The organism is Rhizobium sp. SRI_017, from assembly GCF_057586295.1.
Genome location: NZ_JBYCZP010000002.1, coordinates 394,056 through 418,394, shown reverse-complemented (window position 1 = coordinate 418,394; position 24,339 = coordinate 394,056). Strand labels below are relative to the sequence as shown.

Annotated in this window: 23 protein-coding genes; 8 read left to right on the top strand and 15 right to left on the bottom strand. The window is 61.8% G+C overall.

Going from position 1 to position 24,339, the window contains the following annotated elements; genetic code table 11:
- Window positions 1-9 precede the first annotated feature (9 nt).
- Together AC2YI2_RS06775 and AC2YI2_RS06770 are read right to left on the bottom strand one after the other, a co-directional pair.
- The gene (locus tag AC2YI2_RS06775; protein WP_487385672.1) at window positions 10-474 is read right to left on the bottom strand and encodes a chemotaxis protein CheW; all 465 of its coding nucleotides are present in this window, start codon (window positions 472-474) and stop codon (window positions 10-12) included.
- Window positions 474-2,453: a methyl-accepting chemotaxis protein gene (locus AC2YI2_RS06770; protein ID WP_487385671.1), complete on the bottom strand. Its 1,980-nt coding sequence runs from the start codon at window positions 2,451-2,453 to the stop codon at window positions 474-476. Before AC2YI2_RS06770 ends, AC2YI2_RS06775 begins: the two co-directional genes overlap by 1 nt.
- Before the next feature lie 229 nt (window positions 2,454-2,682).
- Between AC2YI2_RS06770 and AC2YI2_RS06765 the strand changes: the two genes are divergently transcribed.
- From AC2YI2_RS06765 to AC2YI2_RS06735, 7 genes are all read left to right on the top strand, one after another.
- Window positions 2,683-2,844 carry a hypothetical protein gene (locus AC2YI2_RS06765; RefSeq protein ID WP_487385670.1) on the top strand — a complete coding sequence of 54 codons (162 nt, stop codon included), beginning with the start codon at window positions 2,683-2,685 and terminating at the stop codon, window positions 2,842-2,844.
- Window positions 2,845-2,960: 116 nt separating this feature from the next.
- On the top strand, window positions 2,961-3,572 hold the full coding sequence (locus tag AC2YI2_RS06760) for an SCO family protein (protein ID WP_487385669.1): 612 nt from the start codon (window positions 2,961-2,963) through the stop codon (window positions 3,570-3,572).
- On the top strand, window positions 3,569-4,444 hold the full coding sequence (locus AC2YI2_RS06755; RefSeq protein WP_487385668.1) for a 50S ribosomal protein L11 methyltransferase: 876 nt from the start codon (window positions 3,569-3,571) through the stop codon (window positions 4,442-4,444). The genes AC2YI2_RS06760 and AC2YI2_RS06755 overlap by 4 nt, the downstream gene beginning before the upstream one ends.
- A gap of 445 nt (window positions 4,445-4,889) precedes the next feature.
- On the top strand, window positions 4,890-5,753 hold the full coding sequence (gene panC, locus AC2YI2_RS06750; protein ID WP_487385667.1) for a pantoate--beta-alanine ligase: 864 nt from the start codon (window positions 4,890-4,892) through the stop codon (window positions 5,751-5,753).
- A gap of 29 nt (window positions 5,754-5,782) precedes the next feature.
- A complete protein-coding gene (gene panB / locus AC2YI2_RS06745) occupies window positions 5,783-6,613 on the top strand; it encodes a 3-methyl-2-oxobutanoate hydroxymethyltransferase (RefSeq protein WP_487385666.1) in 831 nt (276 codons plus the stop codon).
- A gap of 160 nt (window positions 6,614-6,773) precedes the next feature.
- On the top strand, window positions 6,774-7,487 hold the full coding sequence (locus AC2YI2_RS06740; RefSeq protein WP_487385665.1) for an AzlC family ABC transporter permease: 714 nt from the start codon (window positions 6,774-6,776) through the stop codon (window positions 7,485-7,487).
- Window positions 7,487-7,786 carry an AzlD family protein gene (locus AC2YI2_RS06735; protein WP_487385664.1) on the top strand — a complete coding sequence of 100 codons (300 nt, stop codon included), beginning with the start codon at window positions 7,487-7,489 and terminating at the stop codon, window positions 7,784-7,786. The genes AC2YI2_RS06740 and AC2YI2_RS06735 overlap by 1 nt, the downstream gene beginning before the upstream one ends.
- Here the strand turns inward: AC2YI2_RS06735 and AC2YI2_RS06730 are convergent, their stop codons facing one another.
- The 11 genes from AC2YI2_RS06730 to AC2YI2_RS06680 all read right to left on the bottom strand — a co-directional run bounded on the left by AC2YI2_RS06730 (window position 7,787) and on the right by AC2YI2_RS06680 (window position 21,500).
- Window positions 7,787-9,619, bottom strand: a complete 1,833-nt coding sequence (locus AC2YI2_RS06730; RefSeq protein ID WP_487385663.1) for an aminopeptidase P family protein — start codon at window positions 9,617-9,619, stop codon at window positions 7,787-7,789.
- A gap of 63 nt (window positions 9,620-9,682) precedes the next feature.
- Window positions 9,683-11,836 carry an NAD-dependent DNA ligase LigA gene (gene ligA, locus AC2YI2_RS06725; RefSeq protein WP_487385662.1) on the bottom strand — a complete coding sequence of 718 codons (2,154 nt, stop codon included), beginning with the start codon at window positions 11,834-11,836 and terminating at the stop codon, window positions 9,683-9,685.
- Between the two features lie 72 nt (window positions 11,837-11,908).
- On the bottom strand, window positions 11,909-12,244 hold the full coding sequence (locus AC2YI2_RS06720; RefSeq protein ID WP_487385869.1) for a type II toxin-antitoxin system PemK/MazF family toxin: 336 nt from the start codon (window positions 12,242-12,244) through the stop codon (window positions 11,909-11,911).
- Window positions 12,231-12,461, bottom strand: coding sequence for a hypothetical protein (locus tag AC2YI2_RS06715; protein WP_487385661.1), 231 nt, complete (start codon window positions 12,459-12,461; stop codon window positions 12,231-12,233). Before AC2YI2_RS06715 ends, AC2YI2_RS06720 begins: the two co-directional genes overlap by 14 nt.
- Window positions 12,462-12,515: 54 nt before the next feature.
- Window positions 12,516-14,192 (bottom strand): DNA repair protein RecN, encoded by a 1,677-nt coding sequence (gene recN, locus AC2YI2_RS06710; protein ID WP_487385660.1) that lies wholly within the window; start codon window positions 14,190-14,192, stop codon window positions 12,516-12,518.
- An 11-nt stretch (window positions 14,193-14,203) separates the two neighbouring features.
- A complete protein-coding gene (locus AC2YI2_RS06705; RefSeq protein ID WP_487385868.1) occupies window positions 14,204-15,052 on the bottom strand; it encodes an outer membrane protein assembly factor BamD in 849 nt (282 codons plus the stop codon).
- Between the two features lie 201 nt (window positions 15,053-15,253).
- Entirely contained in the window at window positions 15,254-16,207 is a 954-nt protein-coding gene (lpxC, locus tag AC2YI2_RS06700) for a UDP-3-O-acyl-N-acetylglucosamine deacetylase (RefSeq protein WP_487385659.1), read from the bottom strand.
- 276 nt (window positions 16,208-16,483) lie between these two features.
- Window positions 16,484-18,274, bottom strand: coding sequence for a cell division protein FtsZ (gene ftsZ, locus AC2YI2_RS06695; RefSeq protein ID WP_487385658.1), 1,791 nt, complete (start codon window positions 18,272-18,274; stop codon window positions 16,484-16,486).
- A 57-nt stretch (window positions 18,275-18,331) separates the two neighbouring features.
- Window positions 18,332-19,663, bottom strand: coding sequence for a cell division protein FtsA (gene ftsA, locus AC2YI2_RS06690; protein WP_487385657.1), 1,332 nt, complete (start codon window positions 19,661-19,663; stop codon window positions 18,332-18,334).
- Window positions 19,660-20,586, bottom strand: a complete 927-nt coding sequence (locus tag AC2YI2_RS06685) for a cell division protein FtsQ/DivIB (RefSeq protein WP_487385656.1) — start codon at window positions 20,584-20,586, stop codon at window positions 19,660-19,662. The genes ftsA and AC2YI2_RS06685 overlap by 4 nt, the downstream gene beginning before the upstream one ends.
- Window positions 20,574-21,500 (bottom strand): D-alanine--D-alanine ligase, encoded by a 927-nt coding sequence (locus AC2YI2_RS06680; RefSeq protein WP_487385655.1) that lies wholly within the window; start codon window positions 21,498-21,500, stop codon window positions 20,574-20,576. The genes AC2YI2_RS06685 and AC2YI2_RS06680 overlap by 13 nt, the downstream gene beginning before the upstream one ends.
- A 235-nt stretch (window positions 21,501-21,735) precedes the next feature.
- Between AC2YI2_RS06680 and AC2YI2_RS06675 the strand changes: the two genes are divergently transcribed.
- Complete coding sequence (locus tag AC2YI2_RS06675; protein WP_487385654.1) at window positions 21,736-22,116, top strand: hypothetical protein; 381 nt, start codon at window positions 21,736-21,738, stop codon at window positions 22,114-22,116.
- Between the two features lie 26 nt (window positions 22,117-22,142).
- On the opposite strand, the gene AC2YI2_RS06670 is transcribed toward AC2YI2_RS06675, so the two are convergent.
- Together AC2YI2_RS06670 and AC2YI2_RS06665 are read right to left on the bottom strand one after the other, a co-directional pair.
- Window positions 22,143-23,318 carry a calcium-binding protein gene (locus AC2YI2_RS06670; RefSeq protein ID WP_487385653.1) on the bottom strand — a complete coding sequence of 392 codons (1,176 nt, stop codon included), beginning with the start codon at window positions 23,316-23,318 and terminating at the stop codon, window positions 22,143-22,145.
- 104 nt (window positions 23,319-23,422) lie between these two features.
- A complete protein-coding gene (locus AC2YI2_RS06665; protein ID WP_487385652.1) occupies window positions 23,423-24,328 on the bottom strand; it encodes a LysR substrate-binding domain-containing protein in 906 nt (301 codons plus the stop codon).
- Between the last annotated feature and the right edge of the window lie 11 nt (window positions 24,329-24,339).

Genomic DNA, 24,339 nt, shown 5'->3' with positions numbered 1-24,339 from the left:
CGGCCGGCCTTAGGCGGCCTGCTTGAGCTCGTCGGCGATGACCGTGTCGAGGTTGAGGAAGCAGACCATCGAACGCTCGAGCGCCACGATGCCGCGGCAGAAGGCGCGCTGCGCTTCAGGGATGATTTCGGGGGCCGGCTGCAGGTCTTCGTTCTTGATCGTCATCATGTCGGACACTTGCTCGACCAGAAGCCCGACCAGCTTGCCGCCGATATCGGTGACGATGATGGCGGAGCGCTCCGAGGGTTCCGTCATCTTCATGCCGAGGCGGCAGGCCATGTCGATGACCGGGATAACAGCGCCGCGCAGGTTGATGAGGCCGAGGACATATTGCGGCGTGTGCGGCATCGGCGTGACAGGTGCCCAACCGCGGATTTCGCGGATTGCCATGATGTCGATGCAGAACTCCTGATCGCCGAGATGGAAGGACACGATCTCGAGATGCGAGCCCGACTGCTTGATGTTCATCGTCATTAGAATTCTTCCCAGTTGCTATTGGTGGAGCCAACGGCTGTCGCTGCCGCCTGCGGAGAAGGCTTGTGGTGAAATGCGCCTGCGAGTTTGTTGACCAGATTGCGCGCCGGTGAAGAGGCAGGACGGGCGGCCGGGGTGGCCACCTGCGGCGCAAGCCGGACTGGCGAAGCGCCCTTGCTGAGCTGGAACTGGGCGATGAGGCCGGTGAGGTTCTTGGCATCCTGCGCGAGCGTGTGGCTCGCGGCACTCGTCTCTTCGACCATCGCCGCGTTTTGCTGCGTCATATGATCCATCTGCGAGATTGCCGTGTTGATTTCGCCGATACCGGTCGCCTGCTCGTTGGCCGCAGTGGAGATTGCCTGAACGACGTCGTTGATCCGCGCGACGTCGATGGCGATCTTGCCAAGCGCATCGCCGGTCGCGGTGACCAACTGTACACCAGTGCGGACTTCATCACTGGAGCGCGCGATCAGGGTCTTGATGTCCTTGGCCGCACCGGCAGCACGGCCTGCGAGTTCACGAACTTCCTGGGCGACGACCGCGAAGCCCTTGCCGGCCTCGCCGGCACGGGCGGCTTCGACGCCGGCATTGAGCGCAAGCAGATTGGTCTGGAAAGCGATTTCATCGATAACGTTGATGATCTTGCCGATTTCGCTCGAAGCGGTCTCGATGCGGCTCATGGCCTGCATGGCTTCGGTGACGATCTTGCTCGATTCCTCGGCACTCTTCTTGGTGCCACCGACCATGGTCATCGCTTCGCCGGCACGCTCGGACGAGCTCTTCACCGTTGCGGTGATCTCCTCGAGCGCGGCGGAGGTTTCCTCAAGGGAAGCAGCCTGCTGTTCGGTGCGCTTGGCGAGATCCTCGGCGGCATTGCGCATCTGGGTGCTGTTGGCGTCGATCGAGGAGGTATTCGAGGAAACGTCGCCAAGCACCTGCTGCAGCTTCTCGACCGCGCGGTTGAAGTCGCTGCGAACCTGTTCGAGGTCGGAGCGGAAAGGCTGGGCCAGTGTAATGGTGAGGTCGCCATTGGCGAGTTTGTTGAGGGCAGCGCCGAGCGAGTCGACAGCGAACCGGATCTGGGTTTCCTCTTCGAGCTTCGCCGCTTCGCGGGAGGCACGATCGGCGTCGTTCTTCTGACGCTCGATACGGGTCGTCTCGGTCATGTCGCGCTTTTCGATTGAAGACTGACGCAGGCTTTCGGCCGCGACGGCCATCTCGCCGAACTCGTCGCCGCGCTCCTTGCCGTCGACCGGCGTGTCGAAGTCCTCTTTCAAAATTCGATTGAGGCTGTCGCGAATGCCGAAGACGCCCTTGCGGATAGCCGAAACATGAAGCGGGAACAGGATAGCCATGACCAAAAGGCTAAGGAAGCCGAGGCCGATTTGCACATGAAGCGAATTGTCGCTGAGTGCATGAGCAGTCGCGACGCTCTCGGCGGAAATCCTGTCCCCATCGCTGGCCAGAACGGTGAAGACATTGGCTATGCGCGCGCCTGCGCCGTCGATCGTGTCGTCGATCTTGACGAATTCATCCTGCCCCGCCTTCTTCTCAACGAGCGCCGGAAGGTCCGTTAGCATCGCCTTTTCGACTTCCGCGAGGTCTGCGCCGTAAGATTGCACGAGTTCCTTCTTGGCAACCAAGCCGGCCAGCATCTCGATCGTGGCCTGATTTTCGCGGAGCGACGCGAGCGACCTTTTCATGATCTCGACGCGCTCAGGGACGACCTTGCCTTCGTCCTTGTCGACGATCGTATCCATGGCGGCGAGGACCATGTCGAGGTTGGCGATGCGTAGCTCGTTTACCAGCGCAACATGTTTGCCGATATCCGCTTGCCGCTCCAAGGCGACGGAAATGCGGGCATTCTCGTACCATCCGACGCCGATCATTGCGCCAAAACCAAGGAGGGCCGCGCCGCCAATGGTCAGAAGGCGCTGGGACACCGAGAGTGATCGCTTTTTCTTGGTATCTGCCGACATGTTTCCTCGTGTCGGGGAGCGTTTGGGTTCATCGCACGCGATGTGCCTGTGCTGACAGAGGAGTCGTCCCCATGACCCGCAGCTGTGCTTATCGGGGACTGTGCCAAACAGGGCTTAAGGATTCGCTAATCCTGTTTCCCAAGTCTTGTAGATGAGGTTCCATATCCGGACGAACGGCGGATCTCGCCGCGCTCTTTCAAACTTGGCGTGGGCACAGTATATCTACAATATGAGAACGCCCTTCGACGCCTCCCCTTCCTGGCCACTCGCCCGCATCGGCATTGCGGTCGCTATTGGTGTCGTGCTGGTCGCGGCACTGGCCGGCTGGTCGATGCATGGCACCACGATTCTCTTCACCTATGCGCAGGAAGGCCTCGCCTGGTGCTTCTAACGCGGCTGGCGGATTGTCGCAGCTGCCTCGCCACACGCCGATTTGATGCCGCCGGGATTTGCCCTTGCGGCGGGCTGGTTGTATGAGGCGGCATTCAAAGTAGGATCCCCCGAGAGATGAAGACGTTCCGCATCGTCATATCCGCCTTGGCGCTCGTCATGATCGCCCTGTTTGCCTGGCTCTGGTTCGCCGTCAACAATCAGAACAGCATCGTCGCGGAGAAGCCCTGGGGCGTGTCTTTCTCGCTCGTGGCGCAAGGCGGCCAGCCGATTACGGAAAAAGCGTTCCAGAGCGGCAAGCCGACGGCCCTCTTTTTCGGCTTCACGCATTGCCCCGAAATCTGCCCCACCACGGTCTATGAGCTGACGGGCTGGATGAAGACGGTCGATCCAGACAAGTCGAAGCTCCAGGCCTACTTTGTCACCATCGACCCGCGTCGTGACACGACGGAACTGCTCAACACTTACCTCTCCAACGCCTCCGACCGCATCATCGGCATTTCCGGCGATCCCGCCAAGGTCGAGGCCATGGCGCGCGGCTTCAAGGTGTTCTTCGAGAAGGTCCCGGCCGATGCGAAGAACCCCGATGGCCCGGACTACACGATGAACCATTCCGCTTCCGTGTTCCTGCTCGACGGCAATGGCCGTTTCGTCGGCACTATCGACTATGGCGAGAATCCTGATGTCGCAGTACAGAAGCTGAAAAACCTGATTGCGAGAGCTTCGTGAGCGAGATCCGTCTTTTCGTTTCCACCACCGAACCCGTTGCTGAACAGGTGCTCGAAGCGCTGTCGAACTTCTTCGGCGAAGAGGACTATGCGATCGCGACCCAGGAGATCGACGAAGCCAAGGGCATCTGGGAAGCCTCGATCTATGGCACCGAGCAACAGGAAGCCGAAATCGCCGAGCGCTTCTCCACGCTGATCAAGGAGAGCTTTCCGAAGTTGAAGCTCGAGCGCGAGACCCTGCCCGACATCGACTGGATCGCAAAATCGCTGGAAGGGCTGAAGCCCGTGCGTGCCGGCCGCTTCCTCGTCCATGGCAGCCATGACAGCGACAAGGTGAAGCCGGGCGATATCGGCATCCTCATCGATGCCGGCCAGGCATTCGGCACCGGCCATCACGGTACGACAGCCGGCTGTCTCAACATGATCGGCGACGTGCTGAAGTCACGCAGAGTCAGGAATGCACTTGACCTTGGGACAGGGTCGGGCGTTCTCGCCATCGCGACCCACCTCATGTCGCGCATTCCCGTTGTCGCAACCGACATCGATCCGGTCGCCACGCGCGTCGCCCGCGACAATGCAAGAATCAACGGTGTCGCTGGGAGCATCGCCTTCGCGACGGCACCGGGTTTCCACCACGGCATCTTCCGCGACAACGGTCCCTTCGATCTGATCATCGCCAACATCCTCGCCCGCCCCCTGATGAAGCTCGCGCCCTCGCTGGTGCGGCATCTGGCAGATGACGGCACGGTCATCCTCTCGGGCATCCTCGCCGAGCAGCGCTGGAAGGTGATATCGGCCTATAACGGCGCCGGCCTCAAGCACCGCCGCACGACCTGGATGAACGGCTGGGTGACGATCGAACTTGTTCGATAAGGCATTTCGAAAATCGGGAAATAAAAAAGGCGGCGCCGGGAGGAGGATGGCGCCGCCTTTGATCAGCTAAGCTGACCGGTCCGCGAAGAGCTGGGAGGAGGAGTGCTCTTCGTGGACGATATCATGTTCAGTTCCCGCCGACTGGGAGGAGGAGTGCCGGACAAGAACTACACGAACATGAAACTTTCATTCTCATGCTTGGCAACCGTCTCCGGCCGCCGTTGAGTGAATAGATAAGCCAATCGATCTGACTTAACCAGTACGGTCTCGGCATGGGTGCTATGCAGCATTTGCATAAATTTACCGGCCGGTAAAATTCCCGAGGTTTGGCGGGTTCACGGATCGCAGCGGGTCAATACACCGCCCAGCGCCATATTGTGATTTTGCGATGCACAATGTAAGAGTCCTTCATATCAAGGGTCCGGAGAGGCCTGAGGAGGAGGAAATGCACGTCATTTCAACGGTTTCGGGCCTGCGCGAAGCGCTTGTCCCGCTCCGCCGCGCCGGCAAGTCCGTCGGGCTGGTGCCGACGATGGGCTACCTCCACGACGGGCACATGCAGCTGGTCGCCCGCGCGCGCGCCGAAAACGACGTCGTCGTCACCTCCCTCTTCGTCAATCCCCTACAATTCGGTGCCAACGAAGATCTCGCGAAATATCCGCGCAACCTGGAACGCGACAGTGCAATGCTGCGCGAGGGTAAAGTCGACTTTCTCTTCGCCCCCGGCGTCGCGGACATGTATCCCCGAAAAATCGAGACCGTCGTCGACGTGCCGACGCTGGGTCGCCAGCTCGAAGGCGAGATCCGCCCTGGCCATTTCGCGGGTGTCGCGACCGTGGTCACCAAGCTCTTCAACATCGTCGGTGCGGACCGCGCCTATTTCGGCGAAAAGGACTATCAGCAGCTCCAGATCATCCGCCAGATGGTGGAGGATCTGAACGAGCCAGTCGAGGTGATCGGCGTGCCGACGGTGCGCGATCACGACGGCTTGGCGCTGTCTTCCCGCAACGTCTATCTCAGCCCCGAGGAACGGGCTGCGGCGGCCATCGTGCCCCGCGCTCTTGATGAAGCGCAACGCCTCCTCGATGGCGGGCTCCGTGACCCCGAAGCGCTGGAACGACAGATCACGGCGTTCATCGCAGCCGAGCCGCTTGCCAGCCCTGATGTCATCGCCATCCGCGACCCACGCACGCTGGTGAGAATGGCCACAATCGACAGGGCACCATTGCTCCTGCTCTTCGTCCGCTTCGGAACGACGCGGCTCCTTGATAATCGCGTCCTCACCTTCCACATGCCACACACGAACTAGCCGCCAGCCGTTCGGGAATGGAGACTGCCATGAGTGCCCAGACCAACATCAAGCGCCGCACCGCCGCTTCCATCCAGGCGCTCAAGGGCGAACGACCGGTGGTCTGCCTGACCGCCTATACGGCACCCGTGGCCAAGCTTCTCGACCCGCACTGCGACCTGCTTCTCGTCGGCGACAGCATGGGCGTGGTGATCTACGGCTTCGAGTCGAGCGTCTATGTGACGATGGAAATGATGATCGCCCATGGCCAGGCGGTGATGCGCGCGACGAAGGAAACCTGCGTCGTCGTCGATATGCCGTTCGGCTCCTACCAGGAATCGAAGGAACAGGCCTTCCGTTCCGCCGCACGTATCATGAAGGAGTCCGGCGCCGGCGCGATCAAGCTCGAAGGTGGCGAGGAGATGGCCGAGACCGTGCAGTTCCTCGCCCAGCGCGGCATTCCCGTCATGGGTCACGTCGGCCTGATGCCGCAGCAGGTCAACGCCACCGGCGGCTATCGCTCGCTCGGCCGCTCCGATGAAGAGGCCGCCAAGATCCGCCGTGACGCCAAGGCGATCGACGATGCCGGCGCCTTCGCCATCGTGATCGAAGGCACGATCGAACCCCTCGCCCGCGAGATATCGTTGGGCATCAAGGCCGTCACCATCGGCATCGGCGCGTCAGCAGCCTGCGACGGCCAGGTGCTGGTCACCGACGACATGCTCGGTCTCTTCACCGATTTCAAGCCACGCTTCGTCAAGCATTTCGCCAATCTCGCGCCGCAGATTTCCAAGGCGGCGGCGGAATACGCGGCCGAAGTGAAGGCCCGCAGCTTCCCTGACCTCGAACATACCTACCAGATGAAGCGCCAGAAGCTCTGATCCCCAGGGGCAGCACAGCGCTCCCTCGGAGGAGGCTTAACCGCTCCCCCCGTGGCAGCGCAGCTCCCCTATCCATCAGCAGAGTTGATCATGCGTTCAAGAAAACTCGGTTGTGCTGATCCCGATTTCGGCTAGTTTGGCCGCAAATCAGGATCCACTCATGAACCGAGACGAAATGCGCGCCGGCATCCGCGCGGCGCTGCCCACCCTTTTGGCCTCCCTGCCCTTCGGGATATTGCTTGGCGCGGTGTCGGCCAATATGGGCCTGTCGATCGGCGAAATCCTGCTGATGAACATGACCATTTATGCCGGCGCCAGCCAGCTGGTCGGCATCGAGCTGTTCAACCACAACATCGCGCCGTGGTTGGTCGTGCTGTCGATTTTCGCGGTGAACTTCCGCCACATCCTCTATTCGGCGGCGATCACCAAGCATATCGACCATTTCACATCAGGGCAGAAGTTCCTCGCCTTCTTCCTGCTGGTCGATCCGCAATTCGCCGAGAGCGTGAAGCGCAGCGAGAGCGGCAAGAAGGTTACCCTCACCTGGTATTTCTCCTTCGGACTCTTTTTCTATGGCGTCTGGCAGGTCACCGCATTGCTTGGCGCCCTCTTCGGCAAGATGGTCGGCGATCCCCGTGCACTGGGCCTCGACGTATTGCTGACGGTCTATTTCCTCGGTCTTGTGCTCGGCTTCCGCGCCAAGGACAAGTGGCTGCCGACCGTGATCGCCAGCGCCATAGCGTCGACCGCCGCCTGGCATTTCGTCGGCTCGCCCTGGCATGTCTCGATCGGCGCGCTTGCCGGCATCATTGTTGCCGCCGCGTTGCCCCTCGGCCCGGCGCCGGAACGACTGCCCGAGCCGGAGCCGGCTTGATGGACCTGACCTTCACGCTGACAATTCTCGCTGCGGCCCTCGCGACCTACGGCACCCGTACCGCCGGCTACGCGCTGATCAAGTCGATGGAGACCATCCCACCGCGAATGGAGTCCGCACTCAACGCCGTGCCGGCCGCCGTCCTCACGGCCCTGGTCGCGCCGTCCTTTCTCTATGGCGGCATCGACGTCACGCTGACGCTGATCCTCGCGCTGCTGATAGGCCTCCGAGCCAATTCGCTGGTGATGCTTGGCTGCGCCTGGGCCTTCGTCGTGGCGTTCAGGCACCTGGCGATGTGATCAGCTGAGCGGCGCAGTCGCGCGTTTAAGCCAGGTCGCGACCTCGCTGTCGACGATCAGTGGCAGCAGCTTCTCGCGCGTCTCCGCATGATAGTCATTGAGCCAGCGCAGTTCCTCATCCGTCAGCAGCGCCGTGACAACGAGACGCCGGTCGATCGGGCAGAAGGTCAGGGTCTCGAAGCCGAGCATCGGCCGGTCGCCACCTTCGATCATCTCGGCTTCCTCGACATAGACGAGGTTCTCGATGCGGATGCCGAAGGCGCCGGGGCGGTAGTAGCCGGGCTCGTTGGAGAGGATCATGCCCGGTAGCAGCTCCTGCATCGCCGCGCGTGAGATGCGCTGTGGCCCCTCGTGCACCGAGAGATAAGAGCCGACGCCATGGCCCGTGCCGTGGCCATAATCGGCACCGGCCTTCCAGAGCGCAATGCGGGCGAGCGGATCGAGGTCGACGCCGCGGGTGCCCTTCGGGAAACGCGCCGTGGAAATGCCAATCATGCCCTTGAGTACCAGCGTGAAAAATCGCTTCTGCTCGTCCGGCACGTCACCGATGGCGACAGTGCGGGTGATGTCGGTCGTGCCGTTGACATATTGTCCGCCGGAATCGACGAGGAACATCTCATTGGGTCTGAAGGCGCGGTTCGTTTCCGTCGTCACGCGATAATGGATGACGGCGGCATTCTCACCTGAGCCCGAAATCGTGTCGAAGGAAACGTCCTTGAGCGGATTCTGCATGCGTTCGCCGACGCGAATGCGGGCTGCTTCCAGCGCTTTCACCGCATCGATTTCGGTCAGCGTCACCGGATCCTGTTGATCGAGCCAATGGAGATATTCGACCATCGCAGCGCCGTCCTGCAGATGCGCCTTGGTGGTGCCTTCGAGCTCAGCCTTGTTCTTGGTAGCGCGCGGGATGCGGACTGGATCGTCGCCTTCGATCACCTTGCCGCCCGCTTCCTCGACGACACCCGTCAGCACATAGGGCGCAAGCTCGGGATCGAGCATCACGGTGCCGCCATCGGCAGCCGCAGCCTTCAGCCGGTCGATGAAGGCCGGCGGCGGCACCTGCTCGCAGATCTGGCCGAGATAGGCGCGCTGCTCGATGCCGGTCTTCTTCTCATCCAGAAAGAGCTCGGCCCGGCCGTCGGCATGAACGATAGCGCGCGCCAGCGGATGCGGAGTGTGCGGCACATCGGAGCCGCGGATGTTGAAGGCCCAGGCGACCGAAGACGGATCGGTGAGCACAACGCAGGTGGCACCTGTCGCCGGAAGGGCTTCCGCCATCCGCCGCAGCTTGTCGGTCGCGAGTTCGCCCGCCTGTTCGACATATTGGATCGCGACCTTGCCCATGGGCTCGGCCGGGCGATTGTCCCAGATTTGGTCGAGCGGATTGGAAAGCAGAAACGTCACGCTGCCATTCTTGGCCGCAAGAGCCTGCTGGAGCTTGGTGACTTCGGACTTGGTGTGCAGCCAGGGATCGACACCGAGCCGGAAGCGAAGGCTGGCATGGGCGGCAAGCCATTTGTGCGGCGGCTCGCCGACGAGGTCGCCGCCGATGAAGACATTGCCGTCGACCTGTTCCTTGAGCTGGGTCGTATATCGCCCGTCGACAAAAACGATCGCCTGATCCGCCATGACCAGCACGACGCCAGCCGAGCCGGTAAAGCCTGTGAGCCACGCCAGACGCTCCGCGGACGCCGGCACATATTCGCCCTGATATTCGTCGGCGCGCGGCACGAGAAAGCCGTCGATCCCGTGCGCCACCATCTTCTCGCGCAACCGCGCGACCCGCTCGGCACCGAATTGCGGCTCAGCGGTGGATTCGAAGGACTGGAACATGGGGCACTCCGGCATTGATGAATCGGGCCGCACCTTAGCGGACGAGAGGCGACCTCGAAAGTGTCATCCCCCGATCAGCGCGAGCCACCCATCCTCATCCATTACAGTCACGCCGAGCTCTTGCGCTTTGGCAAGCTTTGAACCTGCATCGGCGCCGGCGACAACATAGTCAGTCTTCTTGGACACCGACCCGGCCACCTTGGCGCCGAGACTTTCAGCGCGCGCCTTGGCTTCATCGCGGGTGAATTTTTCCAGGGAGCCGGTGAAAACCACGGTCTTGCCGGCGACGGGGCTGCCGGACGTGGTCGGAGCCGCCATTTCCTGTGGTCGTACTTCCTTGAGCAGGCTTGAAATGACGCCAATGTTGCGCGGCTCCTTGAAGAACTCGACGAGCGCCCGGGCGACGACCTCTCCGATGCCTTCGATGTTGTTCAGCTCGTTCCAGCCATCTCCGGACAGCGCTGCCGCCTCCTTCATCGCCGCCTCGAAGGCCTCGTAGGTGCCATAGGCGCGGGCGAGCAGCTTGGCATTGGTCTCGCCGATATGGCGGATGCCGAGCGCATAGATGAAGCGATTGAGCGCGATCTCGCGCCGGTCGTTAATCGCCGCGTAGAGCTTGCCGACACTGACCTTGCCGAAGCCGTCGATATTTTCGAGCTTGGCCAGCGAATTGCGCTGCCGCTCCTCGAGCGTGAAGATTTCAGGCGCAGTGCGAATCTGCAGCGCCGGATCTTCGCTAGCGAAGAAGAAGTCGATCTGCTTGGAGCCAAGGCCTTCAATATCATAGGCGTCGCGGCTGACGAAATGCTTGAGATGCTCGACCGCCTGAGCCTGGCAGACGAAGCCGCCGGTGCAGCGGCGTACAGCGTCGATCTTGCCGGTCTTCTCATTGACCTCGCGCACCGCATGGCTGCCGCAGACCGGGCAGGTCTTGGGGAATTCATAAGCCACGGCATCGTCGGGGCGTTGGTCGAGCACGACATCGACAATCTGCGGGATCACGTCCCCTGCCCGCTGCACGATCACGGTATCGCCGATGCGGATGTCACGTCCCTCGCGGATCGGCTCGCCTGTATTGCCGATGCCCTTGATGTAGTCCTCATTGTGCAATGTCGCATTGGTGACGACGACGCCGCCGACGGTGATCGGCACCAGCCGCGCGACGGGCGTCAGGGCGCCGGTGCGGCCGACCTGGATGTCGATCGCGGTCAGTTTGGTCAGCGCCTGCTCGGCCGGGAACTTGTGCGCGGTGGCCCAGCGCGGGCTGCGCGAGCGGAAGCCGAGGCGGCTCTGCAGATCGAGCCGGTCGACCTTGTAGACGACGCCATCGATGTCATAGTCCAGCGAGGCACGCTCGAGGCCAATCGCGTTGTAATGCGTGATGATTTCCTCGACCGAGTTCAGCCGTTTCATCAGCGGATTGACCGGGAAACCCCAGTCGCGGAACTTCTCGACCATGCCCATCTGCGTATCCGCTGGCATGTCGGAAATCTCGCCCCAGGCATAGGCGAAGAACCGCAACTTGCGGGCCGCAGTCATCTTCGGGTCGAGCTGGCGGAGCGACCCGGCCGCAGTGTTGCGCGGATTGACATAGGTCTGCTTGCCCTCTTCCGCCATCTTGGCATTGAGTGCGGCAAAATCCGTCTTGCCCATATAGACCTCGCCGCGCACCTCGACGACATCGGGCACGCCAGCCGGAAGCTGCGATGGGATTTCCTTGATTGTCAGGATGTTGGCGGTGACATTCTCGCCCACCGTGCCATCGCCGCGGGTCGCAGCCGTGACCAGCTTGCCGCGCTCATAGCGTAGCGACATCGAGAGACCATCGATCTTAGGCTCGGCGGTGAAGGCGATGGAATTGTCCGGGATCATGCCGAGGAAGCGATAGACCGAGGCAACAAAATCGCGGACGTCCTCGTCTGAAAAGGTGTTGTCGAGGGACAGCATCGGCCGCGCATGAGTGACCAGCTTGAAACCCGAGGCCGGCGCCGAGCCGACGCGCTTGGACGGACTGTCCCCGCGCACCAGATCCGGGAAGGCCGCCTCGATCTCCTCGTTGCGGCGCTTGAGCGTGTCGTAATCAGCGTCCGAAATCTCCGGCGCATCCTTGCCATGATAAAGGGCATCGTGCCGGCCAAGCTCCTTGGCAAGAAAGTCTAGTTCGATCCCGGCTTCCTCGATGCTGAGGGCGGCAACTGGCTTGGCTTCGGTCGGCATGGCTCTCCCCGGTATTCGAACAAGGCTTCTCGGCTGGTCCCGTGCCGAACCTCTTGTCCATCTTTTCGAGATTTACGAAGTTTGGTGCGCGAGGCCAAGATGCAACATCATAGCTGCATCCAGTGCCTCCATTTCGGCAGCAGCAACGACACCGAGCCTGCTCTTCAGCCGCGATTTGTCCGCCGCCATGATCTGGTCGGCCATTGCCTTGCTCTGTTTTTCAGAAAGCGTAACCAGCGCCTCGCCCGGATAGAGCCTGGAAACACTGCCCGTGAGCGGAACGACGACGACCCGCGCCAGATGGGTATTGGCGACATCGTTGCTGACAATGACCGCCGGTCGCGTTTTGCGGATTTCACTGCCGATCGAAGGGTCGAATTCCACCCACCAGATCTCACCGCGCTTCATCACGCATGTCTCCGGCCAGCGCGTTGCACCACTCCTGTGCTTCTGCTTCGCGGTCGGCGTCGGCAGCCATCGCCTGATAACCTTCTTGCAGCGCAGCCTCGGTGACATGCGGCCTAAGAATGTCCTCAATATATTGGCTCATGCGCCGGCGCCCCACCATTCGGTAGAGTCCGTCATAAACCTCCTCATCGAGTGTGATTGTCATCCGCTTGTGCATAAAAGGCTCCCTTTATGCACACAAGATAAGCCAGCGAGACCGGCAAGGCAAGAATCACCCCTCGCCCGCAAGCAGCTTTCCTGCCGCAGCCCGGGCTTCTTCGGTAATCGATGCCCCCGCGAGCATACGGGCGATTTCCTCGCGGCGCTCGCTGTCGCCCATGGTTGCGACGCGGGTGGCAACCCGACTCTTGTCGTCGCCGGAGGGTCCCTTGGAGATCAGGAGATGGGTATCGGCCCGGGCCGCGACCTGCGGCGCATGCGTCACGGACAGAACCTGGACGCGGGACGACAGCCGCTTGAGGCGCTGGCCGATCGCGTCGGCCACCGCGCCGCCAACGCCAGTGTCAATTTCGTCGAACACCAATGTCGGCGCGGAGCCGCGGTCGGCGAGCGCGACCTTCAGCGCCAGCAGAAAGCGGGAGAGTTCGCCACCTGAGGCAACCTTGGTGATCGGGCCTGGGCGCGTGCCGGGATTGGTCTGGACGTGGAACTCTATACGGTCGATGCCGCTGGATGCAGCATTGGATTCCCCCGTCTCGATCTCGACCATGAAGCGGGCGCGATCGAGCTTGAGGGCGGGCAGTTCGGCCATCACGGCTTCGGCCAAAGCCTTGCCGGCATTGTGGCGCTTGGCGGAAAGATTGCGCGCGGCAGCGAAATAGGCAGCCTCCGCTTCCTTCTCGCGCGCATCGAGCTGGCGGAGGCGTTCCTCGCCATGATCGAGGTCGGCGAGATCGGCGACCATTTTCGCCGCCAGCGCCGGCAGGTCCACCACGGGCACGGCATATTTGCGCGAGGCGGCGCGGAGCGCGAAGAGGCGCTCCTCGACGCGCTCCAGTTGCTTGGGGTCGAATTCGGTGCGACGGAGCGCAGCCTCGATCTGGTTCTGCGCCTCGGAGAGATAATTGATGGCCTCGTCGAGCGCCTGCACGGTCTCTTCGAGCAGGCCGGGCGCCTCAGCTGCCTTGCGCTCCAACCGGCGGACCAGCGAGGCGATATGCGGAACTGGAGAACCCTGGCCGTTGAGGTATTCGGACGCTTCCGAAATGTCACCGGCGATCCGCTCCGATTTCATCATCCGCGCGCGATTTTCGGCGAGTTCGTCTTCCTCACCGTCGACCGGCGACAGCTTTTCCAATTCCTCCACCGAGGAGCGGATATAGTCTGCTTCGCGCTGTGCCGCCTCGACCTTGGCGCGATGGGTCCTCGCCTCGCGGCCCGCATCCTTCCAGCCGCGATAGAGGCCGGCGACCTCGTCCGCCTCGTCGCTGAGGCCGGCGAAGGCATCGAGCAGATTGCGATGCGCCTCGGTATCGACCAGTGCACGGTCGTCGTGCTGGCCGTGGATCTCGACGAGCAACCCGCCTGCCTGCCGCAGGAGTTGCGCGCTCACAGGCTGGTCGTTGACATAGGCGCGGGTGCGACCGTCAGCGGACTGAACGCGACGAAAGATGATGCTTTCGCCGTCCTCGTCAATGGAGTTATCGCGGAGAAGCTCGCGGAGTGGATGAGCGCCTTCGACATCGAACACGGCGGTGACCTGCCCCTTGTCCTCGCCGTGGCGCACCAAGCCGCCGTCGCCGCGGCCGCCAAGTGCCAGCGACAGCGAATCAAGCAGGATGGATTTGCCGGCACCAGTTTCGCCCGTCAGCACGGACAAGCCCGGCTCGAAGGCAAGGTCAAGCCGATCGATCAGGACGATATCGCGGATCGACAGCTGAACGAGCATGCTGGCCCCGATCAGGACTCGCCGAGCAGGAGCTTCTTGCCGGCGCGGGAGATCCAGGAACCGGAATTTTCGCGAGGCTCGAGGCCCTTCGACTGCAACAGTTCAAAGCTCGCCTTGTACCACTCGCTTTCCGGATAGTTATGGCCGAGAACGGCGGCAGCGGTCTGCGCTTCCTCGACAAGGCCGAGCGAGTAATAGGATTCTACGAGACGCGCGAGCGCTTCCTCGACCTGGTTCGTGTTGCCGAATTGCTCGACGACAGTCCGGTAGCGCGTAACCGCGGCGAGATACTCCTTGCGCTCCTGATAGTAGCGACCGATCTGCATTTCCTTGCCGGCGAGATTGTCGCGGGCAAAGCGAATCTTGGTCTGTGCGTCGTCGACATATTCGGATGTCGGATAGTCGGTGACGACCTTCATCATTGCTTCGATCGTCTTGGCAGACGCGCGCTGATCCTGCGTTACGACGGGGATCTGTTTGGCATAGGCGAGACCGATCAGATACTGGACGTAAGGAGCATCCTTGGTCTGCGGATAAAGCTTCATGTAGCGTTCGCCGGCAACGATAGCGCCGTCATTATCGCCGGAGCGATATTTGAGATAGGTGCTCATCACCAGCGAACGGCGGGAATATTCCGAGAAAGGATGCTGGCGGTCGACAGCTTCGAATTTCTTCTGCGCTTCGTTCACCTTGCCGGCATTGAGGTTGGCAAGACCCTGCGTATAGAGCACGTCGGCGGGATCGGTCTGGACCGAGAGCTTGGTAATATCGAGATCGGGATCGCTCGAGCAACTCGCGACAACCAGGCCACTCGTGCCAAGCACGAGCGACAGAAGCACGGTGCGCGCGGATAGTTTCATCATCGATAAGTCCTGCGTTTCCCCATACGGCCACGGCGTGGCCGCCATTCTCGGCCAGCCGATCAGCGGCTACTAGCCACAAATCACCCCGAACCGCAACGTCATGGCCTGCAATTCATGCAAATTTGTGGCAATGCCGATGCATCGAAGACACGGCGGAAAGCCGGCCCGCCAAGCATCTGGCGGGCCTCGCAATGCTCCTCAGGCACGCCAGGGCGCATATTCCTGATGCGGTGCCGCAACCAGTTCCGGAACCGCGACGCGATGGCGCGCACCAGCCGATTCGACGATCTCATAGGCCGAACGATCCGACAGCAGCGCCTTGAGCGCCATGGCATTGACCTTGTGGCCACCACGATAGGAACGGTAGCAGCCGAGGAACGGCGCGCCGGCGAGAGCCAGATCGCCGACGGCATCGAGCGCCTTGTGGCGAACGAACTCGTCCGGCCAGCGCAGGCCTTCCATGTTGATAACGCGGTTGTCGTCACCGATGACGACCGAGTTCTCAAGCGACGACCCGAGCGCGAGGCCCATGGCCCAGAGACGCTCGACGTCGCGCATGAAGCCGAAGGTGCGGGCACGCGAAAGCTCACTCTTGAAGGACACTGCGTTGAGATCGCCCTTCCAGGACTGGCGGCCGATGACCGGCGTGTCGAAATCGATCTCGACCTCGAAATGGGTTCCGTCATAGGGCAGGAACTCCGCCCACGAAGCGCCATGGTCGACGCGCACCGGCTTGGTGACGCGGATATAGCGGCGCTTGACGCCGAGCGGCTTGATGCCCGCCTGCTCCATTGCCTCGATGAAGACTGCCGAGCTGCCGTCCATGACGGGCATCTCGCTGCCATCGATCTCGACGATCGCGTTGTCGATGCCGAGTGCATAAAAGGCGGCCATGACATGCTCGACCGTGGCGACCGAGCGCGCCGGCGAGAAGCCGAGCACCGTGCACAGATCGGTGGAACCGACCGAGGCGGACACCGCCTTGAGTTCGGTCACGTCGTCATCGTCGCCGATGCGCTGGAAAATAATGCCGGTGCCGGCTTCGGCTGGATTGAAAGTTGCTGTGACTTCTGCCCCGGAATGGACACCGATACCCCGAATCGTAAACGGGTTCTCAAACGTCGTCTCGAAACCCAAAAGACCTAAAGTCATCTTACCCCGCTATTCCGAATGACCGTCTAGGCCACCCGCCCGGCCACGCCGGACACATTTCAGGCACTGCAAAGCAGCAAGTTCACACGGGTAACCCAACCCCCAAAGGACCCATGGTCAAAATATCGTCGGGATTTCGCCAAACCAAATCAATGTTTCTTTCGGATTGTAACGAACGCATTGGGCTCTCGACGAACTGCCTTCCCGGCCCCCGCACCAACGCGAAAAAGGGTCCGAACCGCAGGCTCGGACCCCCGTGTTTTCATCCCTTTCGGGTCAGTTCGACTGGCGACGCAGGAACGCCGGAATGTCGAATTCCTCTTCCTGGGAGCGTGGCTGGGCCGGCACCTGACGACCCTGGTCGTCGAGATTGCCACGGCGCGGCGCGTAAAGGCTCGCTTCCGGTGACAGAGGACGGCGCTGCTGCGAGGCCGCAGCCGGCGCGCCGGCGGTCATGTCCGACGGAGCATGCTCCTCTTCCTTGCGGCCGAGCGACGAGGTCAGGCGCTTGAGCAGGCCCATCGGGCCACGCTCTTCGGCGTGCGCCGGAGGGGTGACGCCAGCGCGGTGCTCGATCTCGGCCTTCAAGACGGGCGGAAAGTCCTCGACCTTTGGCATGCGGAGCTGCTCGGCTTCCATCCGGACCGAGGCCATCAGCGACGGCTCGTTGCGGGCCTCATGATGAATCGGAGGCTGCTCGACGAACGAAGCGGCGGGCTGCTGCATCTGCGGCTCGGGCTGCGGCATGACGCGGTTGAAGGCCGGTGCCGGAGCGGCAACCGGGGCTTCTTCCTGCGGCATGTTGAAGAGCCGGCTCGCAGGACGGAAGTCGTCCTGGATCATCGGAGCGAGCTCGCTCATCAGCGGGTCGGAGACTGCGATCTCAAGTTCGCGTTCCATATCGCGTTCAGCGGCACGAATCGTCTCGGCGACCGGGTCGGCAGCAATGGACTGCGTCTGCGGCTGCTGAGCCAGAACGGGCTGGGACTGCATGACCGAAGCCGGCGCGGCGACGGGCTGGGTGAAGGACGCCTGCGGGCGCGTTACCGACCGCACAGCAGCCGGCCGGACCTCAAAAGGGCGCGCATCACCCGCTCCCATTGCGCGATCGATACCCGTCGCGACAACAGAGACGCGGATAATGCCTTCCAATGCTTCGTCGAATGTGGCGCCGAGGATGATATTGGCGTCCGGGTCGACTTCTTCGCGGATGCGGGTCGCTGCCTCGTCGACTTCGAACAGCGTCATGTCGCGGCCGCCGGTGATCGAGATCAGCAGGCCCTGAGCGCCCTTCATCGAGGTTTCGTCGAGCAGCGGGTTGGCGATCGCAGCTTCGGCAGCAGCCAGAGCGCGGCCTTCGCCGGACGATTCGCCTGTACCCATCATCGCACGGCCCATCTCGCGCATGATCGAGCGGACGTCGGCGAAGTCGAGGTTGATGAGGCCTTCCTTGACCATCAGGTCGGTGATGCAGGCAACACCGGAATAGAGCACCTGGTCGGCCATGGCAAAGGCGTCGGCAAAGGTGGTCTTGTCGTTGGCGATGCGGAAGAGGTTCTGGTTCGGGATCACGATCAGCGTGTCAACGGACTTCTGCAACTCGTTGATGCCGTCGTCGGCGATGCGCATGCGGCGCTGGCCTTCGAACTGGAACGGCTTGGTGACGACGCCGACGGTCAGGATGCCCTTGGAGCGGGCGGCCTGTGCGACGATCGGAGCAGCACCGGTGCCGGTGCCGCCGCCCATGCCGGCGGTGACGAAGCACATATGCGTGCCGTTCAAGTGATCGATGATCTCATCGAGGCACTCCTCGGCGGCCGCGCGGCCGACTTCGGGCTGCGAGCCGGCGCCGAGGCCTTCAGTGACCTGCACGCCCATCTGGATGACGCGATCGGCCTTGGTCATGGCCAGAGCCTGGGCGTCTGTGTTTGCGACAACGAAATCCACGCCCTGCAAGCCGGCGGTGATCATGTTGTTGACAGCGTTGCCGCCGCCGCCGCCCACGCCGAACACCGTGATGCGCGGCTTAAGCTCGGTAATGTCCGGCTTGTTCAGTTTAATGGTCATCTTGTCCGTCCTTCTTCTAATCGAGCCGGCTGCCATACCGGCCGTCATTCTTGAATCTCAAAAACTGCTCTTCAGCCACTGGCTGACGCGAGCGAACCTGCCATTGCCTCCGCCGAGAGCGGCAAACACGCCCCTCTCCTCGGCATGAATTTCGATATCGGCGAACTGCGGATAGATCAGCAATCCGACGGCGGTCGAGAAAGCCGGGCCCTTGGCTGCCGCCGGCAAGCCCTTGACGCCCATCGGGCGACCGACGCGAACGTTGCGGGCAAGCACCTGGCGCGCCAATTCCGGCAGTCCGGTGAGCTGGCTTGCGCCACCTGTCAGCACGACCCGTTTGCCAACGATAGGCGAGAAGCCCGAACCGCGGATGCGGTCGCGAATCATTTCCAGCGTCTCCTCGACGCGAGCACGAACGATCTTGCCGATCAGGCCGCGCGGCACATGGGTCGGCGGATCGTGGTCTTCATCGTTGATTGGTGGGACCGAGACGATTTCGCGGTCATCCATGGAATTGGCGAGCGCCGAACCATGCATGACCTTGATGCGTTCCGCTTCCTCGATTCGGGTCGAAAGACCGCGTGCGAGGTCGGTGGTCACATGATGGCCGCCGAGGCCGATCGCATCGGCATGAACCAGCTTGCCCTCGGCGAAGACAGAGATGGTGGTCGTGCCACCGCCCATGTCGATGGCCGCGCAGCCGAGTTCGAGTTCGTCATCGACCAGCGCCGCGAGGCCAGAGGCGTAGGGCGTAGCGACCATGCCTTCGACCGAGAGATGGGCGCGGTTGACGCAGAGCTCGATATTCTTGATCGCGCTGCGTTCGGCCGTCAGCACATGCATGTCGACGCCCAGAGAGTCGCCAAACATTCCGATCGGGTCACCGATTCCCTTCTCGCCATCGAGCGAGAAGCCCGTCGGCAGCGAATGCAGGATGGCGCGTTCGGAATTGAGCGACTGCCGGCAAGCGGCGACGAGGACCTTGCGAACGTCATCCTGATCGACTTCCTGTCCGCCGAGATCAATTGAGGCGGTGTAGACGTCGCTTTGCAGGCGGCCGGCCGAGACGTTGACGATCAGGCTATCGACCGTGAGGTCAGCCTGGCGCTCGGCGGTATCCACCGCGTGGCGGATCACGCCTTCAAGCGCATCGAGGTCAGAAATCACGCCCGACTTGATGCCGCGCGAGCGCTGATGGCCGATGCCGATGATCTCCACCTTGTGGGTGCGACCGGGCAGGATTTCAGTGGATTCGCGCGGCGTGAGCCGGGCGATCATGCAGACAACTTTCGTCGATCCGATGTCGAGCACCGAAACGACATGAGACCGCTTCGAGGGAAGCGGCTTGAGCCGGGGTGCGGATCCATCGGAGGAGCCGAAGATACTCATATCGCCTCCTTGAGCTTCTTGAGTTCCTTTGCGCGCGCTTCAACCGCCTTCTTGCGCCGTTCGGCGGCGTCGGCAGTGAGCTGCACGGTCGTTCTGTCTGTTAGCCTCAGGTCGATCGCGAGAATGTCGCGCTCCAGAACCTGGTGGGTATTATCGAATTCGCCGAGTTCGGCCATGGCGCGATCCATGTCACGCTCGGGCAGCTTGATGACCACGCCATTGTCGAGCTTGAGATCCCAGCGACGGCCGGCAACCCGCATCAACGCCTTGACGCGTCCCTTGATGGCCGGCCAGCGTGCGAGGTCGTCCATGATCTCGTCGGCGCCGGTGCCGGCATCCATGCCGACGAAGAGCGGCAGATGGGCAAACTTGTTGTCGCGCAGCTTGGCGATCGGCTTGCCATCGCGTTCGATCAGATGCAGCTCGTTGCCGTGCTGCCAGATGCCGAAGGCGACCTTTTCCTTGAGCTTGATCTCGATCGTATCCGGATAGATCTTGCGGACCTCGGCATCGAGTATCCATGGCAGCGTCTTGAGCGCTTCACGCGTGGCAGCGACATCGAGCGACATCAGCGAGGTCGTGCCGTCGAGGCCGATCTTTTCCAGAATGTCGATCTCGGAGGTCTCGGCATTGCCGGAGACCTTCACATTGTTAATGGCGAAGCCCACCGCGGAGGTCATGGCCTGCGTCACCTGCAGCGGCTCGCCGACCAGCGCGAAGACGTAGACGGCGGTGGCGGCATAAAATGCGACGACAGAGGCGCTGCCGACATGGCGCGGAATGTTGACGCGGCCTGAGGCGAGGCTGCCGAGGAAGCGCACAGCGCGGCGCAGCGGCCGCGGCAAGACCATCTTGTCACCGGCGGCTGCCGGATCCTGTTCGGGGTAATCGATCGGTGCCCGCCGGGATCTCAACGCAAACACGACGCGTCCTCCACCATCCAACGCAAAAACTCACCAAAGGAATGGCCCGCATGGAGGGCCATTTCCGGCACGAGCGAGGTTGGAGTCATGCCGGGCTGGGTGTTTACCTCCAGCCAGATAAGCTCACCTTCCTCGGAAAAGCGGTCGTCGTAGCGGAAGTCGGACCGCGAAACTCCGCGGCAGCCCATCGCCTTGTGCGCCTTCAGTGCGAGTGTTTGTACTTTTTGGTAAATTTTCGGTGAAATTTGTGCAGGAATGACGTGTTTTGAGCCACCAGCCACATATTTCGAATCATAGTCGTAGAAGGAGTGCCCCTGGGGCACGATTTCGGTGACGCCGAGCGCGACATCGCCCATCACGCCGCAGGTGAGTTCGCGGCCATAGATATAGCGCTCGACCATTACGGTCTCGCCGTAGCGCCATTCGGATGACGTGATGATCTGCGGCGGATGCGACTGGTCTTCCTTGACGATGACGACGCCGAAGCTGGAGCCTTCGCGGACCGGCTTGACGACGTAGGGCGGCTTCATCGGGTGCGAGGAGGTGAAATCACTGCGCACCATGACCTTGGCTTCCGCCACGGGAATGCCCTGGCTCTTCGCCACGCGCTTGGCCTGTTCCTTGTCCATGGCAAGCGCCGAGGCGAGCACGCCGGAATGGGTATAGGGAAGTTCGAGATATTCGAGAATGCCCTGGATCGTGCCATCCTCGCCGAACGGACCATGCAGCGCGTTGAAGGCAACATCCGGCTTGAGTTCCGCGAGCACGGTCGCGACGTCATGATCGACGTCGATCCGGGTAACGCGATAGCCCTCGCCCTCCAACGCATCGGCGCAGGCGTTCCCCGACGACAGGCTCACCGGTCGCTCGGAAGAAAATCCACCCATCAATACCGCTACGTGCTTCGCGCTCATTCACAAGGACCCCATACTCGAATCCGCAGACTATCCGTCTGCCCTTGCTTGGAACTTTCGCTGGACGCGTGGCCAAACATCGGCAGTCGGAAATCACTAAAACCGATTAAGGTTAATGAAGCGTTTACCAGTGTTAATTTTTGGGCCGGCTTCGAAGGAGATGGCGCATCGCTGCAACAGGCTCATGTGATACGTGCGTGTGCGAACTTGAATCACAGCGGGAAAAGGATGGCCGATGATCCTGAAATCAATGGGAAAGATGCTTCTCATCGCCGCGCTGGCGACCGCGGCTTCAAACGCAGCGGCGCAGGACTACGTGGCGGACGGAATGGGATATGAGATTTCCTGCAATGCTGACGGTTATGTGCTGACGTCGAAATATCCGGTGACCCGTATGATCAGCACACCCGTCGACGCCGAGCCCGTGTCCGGCATCGAAAAGATCTATTTCGGCAAAAGCTGCGATACCTATCACAAGCTCTTCGGCCCGGGGAAATGGTGCTGGGCCAATGGCGGCTTCCTCGCCGAATTTCCGCATCACAGCTTCGGATTCGGCCGGCAGGAACTGAATTGCCAGGGCGCCGAGGCCTATCAGGGCCATTGCGGCTGCCAGTGAGGCAGGCCGCATCCAGCGTAAAACGATCAGAACGTGAAGTCGTCCGCGTGCATATCCGCCTTGTGCTGATCCTGGATAACCAGCATGTCCTTGCCGGCAATGATCCAGAGATCGTCGCCATGATCCTCGGCGCGCTTCAAGAAATCGCTGAAACTGTCGACCTTCCGCCAGGCGCCGAGGTCGATCGTATCTTCACCATGGGTGAAATCGGTGATCGTGTCCATGTCGTGGCGCGAGCCGAAGACGAATGTGTCGAGGCCAGCGCCGCCCGTCAGCACATCGTTGCCCCGGCCGCCATCAAGGATATCGTCGCCACCGAGCCCGGAGAGCCGGTTGTTCACCGAGTTACCGATCAGAGAGTTGGCACTGTCGTTGCCCGTGCCGTCGATGTCGGCCTGGCCAAAAAGGACCAGTTTCTCGACATTGGCAGCGAGCGCGTAGCTGACATTGGTCTTCACCGTGTCATAGCCTTGGTCCGCAGCCTCGTTGAACTGATAGTCGGAGCGGCTGGTGATCAACAGATCGTCGCCTGCGCCGCCGTCGATCCGGGCCACGGTGAGCGAGCCCCAGCGGGTGTCGAGCACGTCATTGCCGGCGCCGAGCGAAACGAAACCCTGCACTTGCCCCGTATTGTGGATGATGTCGTTGCTGTCGCCGCCGATGATCGCGTTCGTCGGGGCGGCGAGCTTGCCATAATTGTTGAACCAAAGGGTCTCGCCGGCCGCGCCGCCCATGACCACGCTGCCGCGGATCTCGGCGACATCGTGGTTGGTCAGCGCCGACTGGTCCCCGCCCATGTAGACGCCGATATTGCCGCCGCTGATGTAACCCATATTGGAAAGATAGAAACGGCCGCCAGTGGCATAGACGCCGTGGAGATCGCCTTCGATCCGGCCGCGATTATCGATTTCGGTGACTTCGCCATGAACGGCGATGCCCGTATGGCCGGCCTCGATCGTGCCGGTCTCGGTGACGACGATCATGGCGTGTTCGCCAAGCGCATCGATGGCGCCGAACGCGTCGTCGGATGTGGTTTCGACATGGCCCTCGAGAATGATCTCGACATCGGTCTGGTCGTAGGAGTTGATCGCAGCGCCGCTTGCAGACGTGAAGCTATGACCGTCCTCGAACAGCCACCGCTCGCCACTCTTGTCGATGACAAAGGTCGTGTTCGAATCCTGATCGACGAAATTGGTCTTCACGGCTCTTACTCCACTAATCGCCCTTGTTGCCGCGGACTATTGAGTCGAAACCGAGCTCCCGTCGAGCCAAAGCTTTATACTTGCTTAAGCCGAATGGTTAACGTTCAGTTATGAAGCAGATCTGTCGCACTTTCGGCGATCGCCATGCCGAGAGCCTCGAAATCCCGTCGTCTGCCTGACGCGCTCGCCCGCCAGACGAGCCCGATCTTGCGGGACGGTTGCGGCTCGGCGAAGGGCACGATGCGCATGCGGTTGCGACTCGCCTCATCCTTGACGGCAATCTCCGGGATAAGCGTGATGCCCATGCCATGGCTCACCATCTGCAGAAGCGTGGCCATGGACGTCGCGCCATAATTGGCCACCCGCCTTCCGGCGCTGGTGCCGCAAACCGCAAGCGCCTGGTCGCGCAGGCAATGCCCCTCCTCGAGCAAGAGCAGCCGCTCAACATCGACCATGTCCTCGGTCATCGGCGACATCAGGATCGTCTTCTCATCCTCCGCGCTGGCGATCAGGAACCGGTCTTCGAACAAAAAGGCGCTATCCAGCCCCTCCCCTGTGACCGGCAACGCCACGATGGCGCAGTCCAGCCGGCCGTGCTTGAGATCGTCGATACAGCCGGTGGTCAGCAGTTCCTTGAGCTCGATGGCAAGTTGCGGGTAACGGCGGCGCAGTTCGGGTATCAGCTTCGGCACCATATAGGGCGCGACCGTCGGGATGATGCCGAGCCTCAACCGTCCACCGAACGGCCCCTGCCGCGGCTTCACCCGGTCGGCAAGCCCCTCGGCTCGCTCAAGAATGTCACGAATCTCCGGTAGGAGTTCCTCGCCTTCGCGGGTGAGGATCGCACCGGAGCGCTGCCGCTCGACCAGTTTGACATCGAGCAATCGCTCCATCTCGGCGATCTGCGCCGAAAGCGCAGGCTGGCTGACGGCGACCATTTCCGCGGCCTTGCCGAAATGGCGGGTCGTCGCGAGCGCCTCGAAATATCGCATCTGTCGCAAAGTGATCATGATAGGTTTTT

What these genes read in the sequence shown, in the direction of transcription:
- AC2YI2_RS06760 (WP_487385669.1), top strand. Translation starts at nt 2,961, where the DNA reads ATGAAGACGTTCCGCATCGTCATATCCGCCTTGGCGCTCGTCATGATC.
- AC2YI2_RS06715 (WP_487385661.1), bottom strand. Translation starts at nt 12,461, where the DNA reads ATGCACAAGCGGATGACAATCACACTCGATGAGGAGGTTTATGACGGA.
- AC2YI2_RS06740 (WP_487385665.1), top strand. Translation starts at nt 6,774, where the DNA reads ATGAACCGAGACGAAATGCGCGCCGGCATCCGCGCGGCGCTGCCCACC.
- panC (WP_487385667.1), top strand. Translation starts at nt 4,890, where the DNA reads ATGCACGTCATTTCAACGGTTTCGGGCCTGCGCGAAGCGCTTGTCCCG.
- AC2YI2_RS06735 (WP_487385664.1), top strand. Translation starts at nt 7,487, where the DNA reads ATGGACCTGACCTTCACGCTGACAATTCTCGCTGCGGCCCTCGCGACC.
- recN (WP_487385660.1), bottom strand. Translation starts at nt 14,192, where the DNA reads ATGCTCGTTCAGCTGTCGATCCGCGATATCGTCCTGATCGATCGGCTT.
- ftsA (WP_487385657.1), bottom strand. Translation starts at nt 19,663, where the DNA reads ATGAGTATCTTCGGCTCCTCCGATGGATCCGCACCCCGGCTCAAGCCG.
- AC2YI2_RS06730 (WP_487385663.1), bottom strand. Translation starts at nt 9,619, where the DNA reads ATGTTCCAGTCCTTCGAATCCACCGCTGAGCCGCAATTCGGTGCCGAG.
- ligA (WP_487385662.1), bottom strand. Translation starts at nt 11,836, where the DNA reads ATGCCGACCGAAGCCAAGCCAGTTGCCGCCCTCAGCATCGAGGAAGCC.
- AC2YI2_RS06775 (WP_487385672.1), bottom strand. Translation starts at nt 474, where the DNA reads ATGACGATGAACATCAAGCAGTCGGGCTCGCATCTCGAGATCGTGTCC.
- AC2YI2_RS06770 (WP_487385671.1), bottom strand. Translation starts at nt 2,453, where the DNA reads ATGTCGGCAGATACCAAGAAAAAGCGATCACTCTCGGTGTCCCAGCGC.
- AC2YI2_RS06675 (WP_487385654.1), top strand. Translation starts at nt 21,736, where the DNA reads ATGATCCTGAAATCAATGGGAAAGATGCTTCTCATCGCCGCGCTGGCG.
- AC2YI2_RS06720 (WP_487385869.1), bottom strand. Translation starts at nt 12,244, where the DNA reads ATGAAGCGCGGTGAGATCTGGTGGGTGGAATTCGACCCTTCGATCGGC.
- AC2YI2_RS06705 (WP_487385868.1), bottom strand. Translation starts at nt 15,052, where the DNA reads ATGAAACTATCCGCGCGCACCGTGCTTCTGTCGCTCGTGCTTGGCACG.
- AC2YI2_RS06680 (WP_487385655.1), bottom strand. Translation starts at nt 21,500, where the DNA reads ATGAGCGCGAAGCACGTAGCGGTATTGATGGGTGGATTTTCTTCCGAG.
- panB (WP_487385666.1), top strand. Translation starts at nt 5,783, where the DNA reads ATGAGTGCCCAGACCAACATCAAGCGCCGCACCGCCGCTTCCATCCAG.
- AC2YI2_RS06665 (WP_487385652.1), bottom strand. Translation starts at nt 24,328, where the DNA reads ATGATCACTTTGCGACAGATGCGATATTTCGAGGCGCTCGCGACGACC.
- ftsZ (WP_487385658.1), bottom strand. Translation starts at nt 18,274, where the DNA reads ATGACCATTAAACTGAACAAGCCGGACATTACCGAGCTTAAGCCGCGC.
- AC2YI2_RS06765 (WP_487385670.1), top strand. Translation starts at nt 2,683, where the DNA reads ATGAGAACGCCCTTCGACGCCTCCCCTTCCTGGCCACTCGCCCGCATC.
- lpxC (WP_487385659.1), bottom strand. Translation starts at nt 16,207, where the DNA reads ATGACTTTAGGTCTTTTGGGTTTCGAGACGACGTTTGAGAACCCGTTT.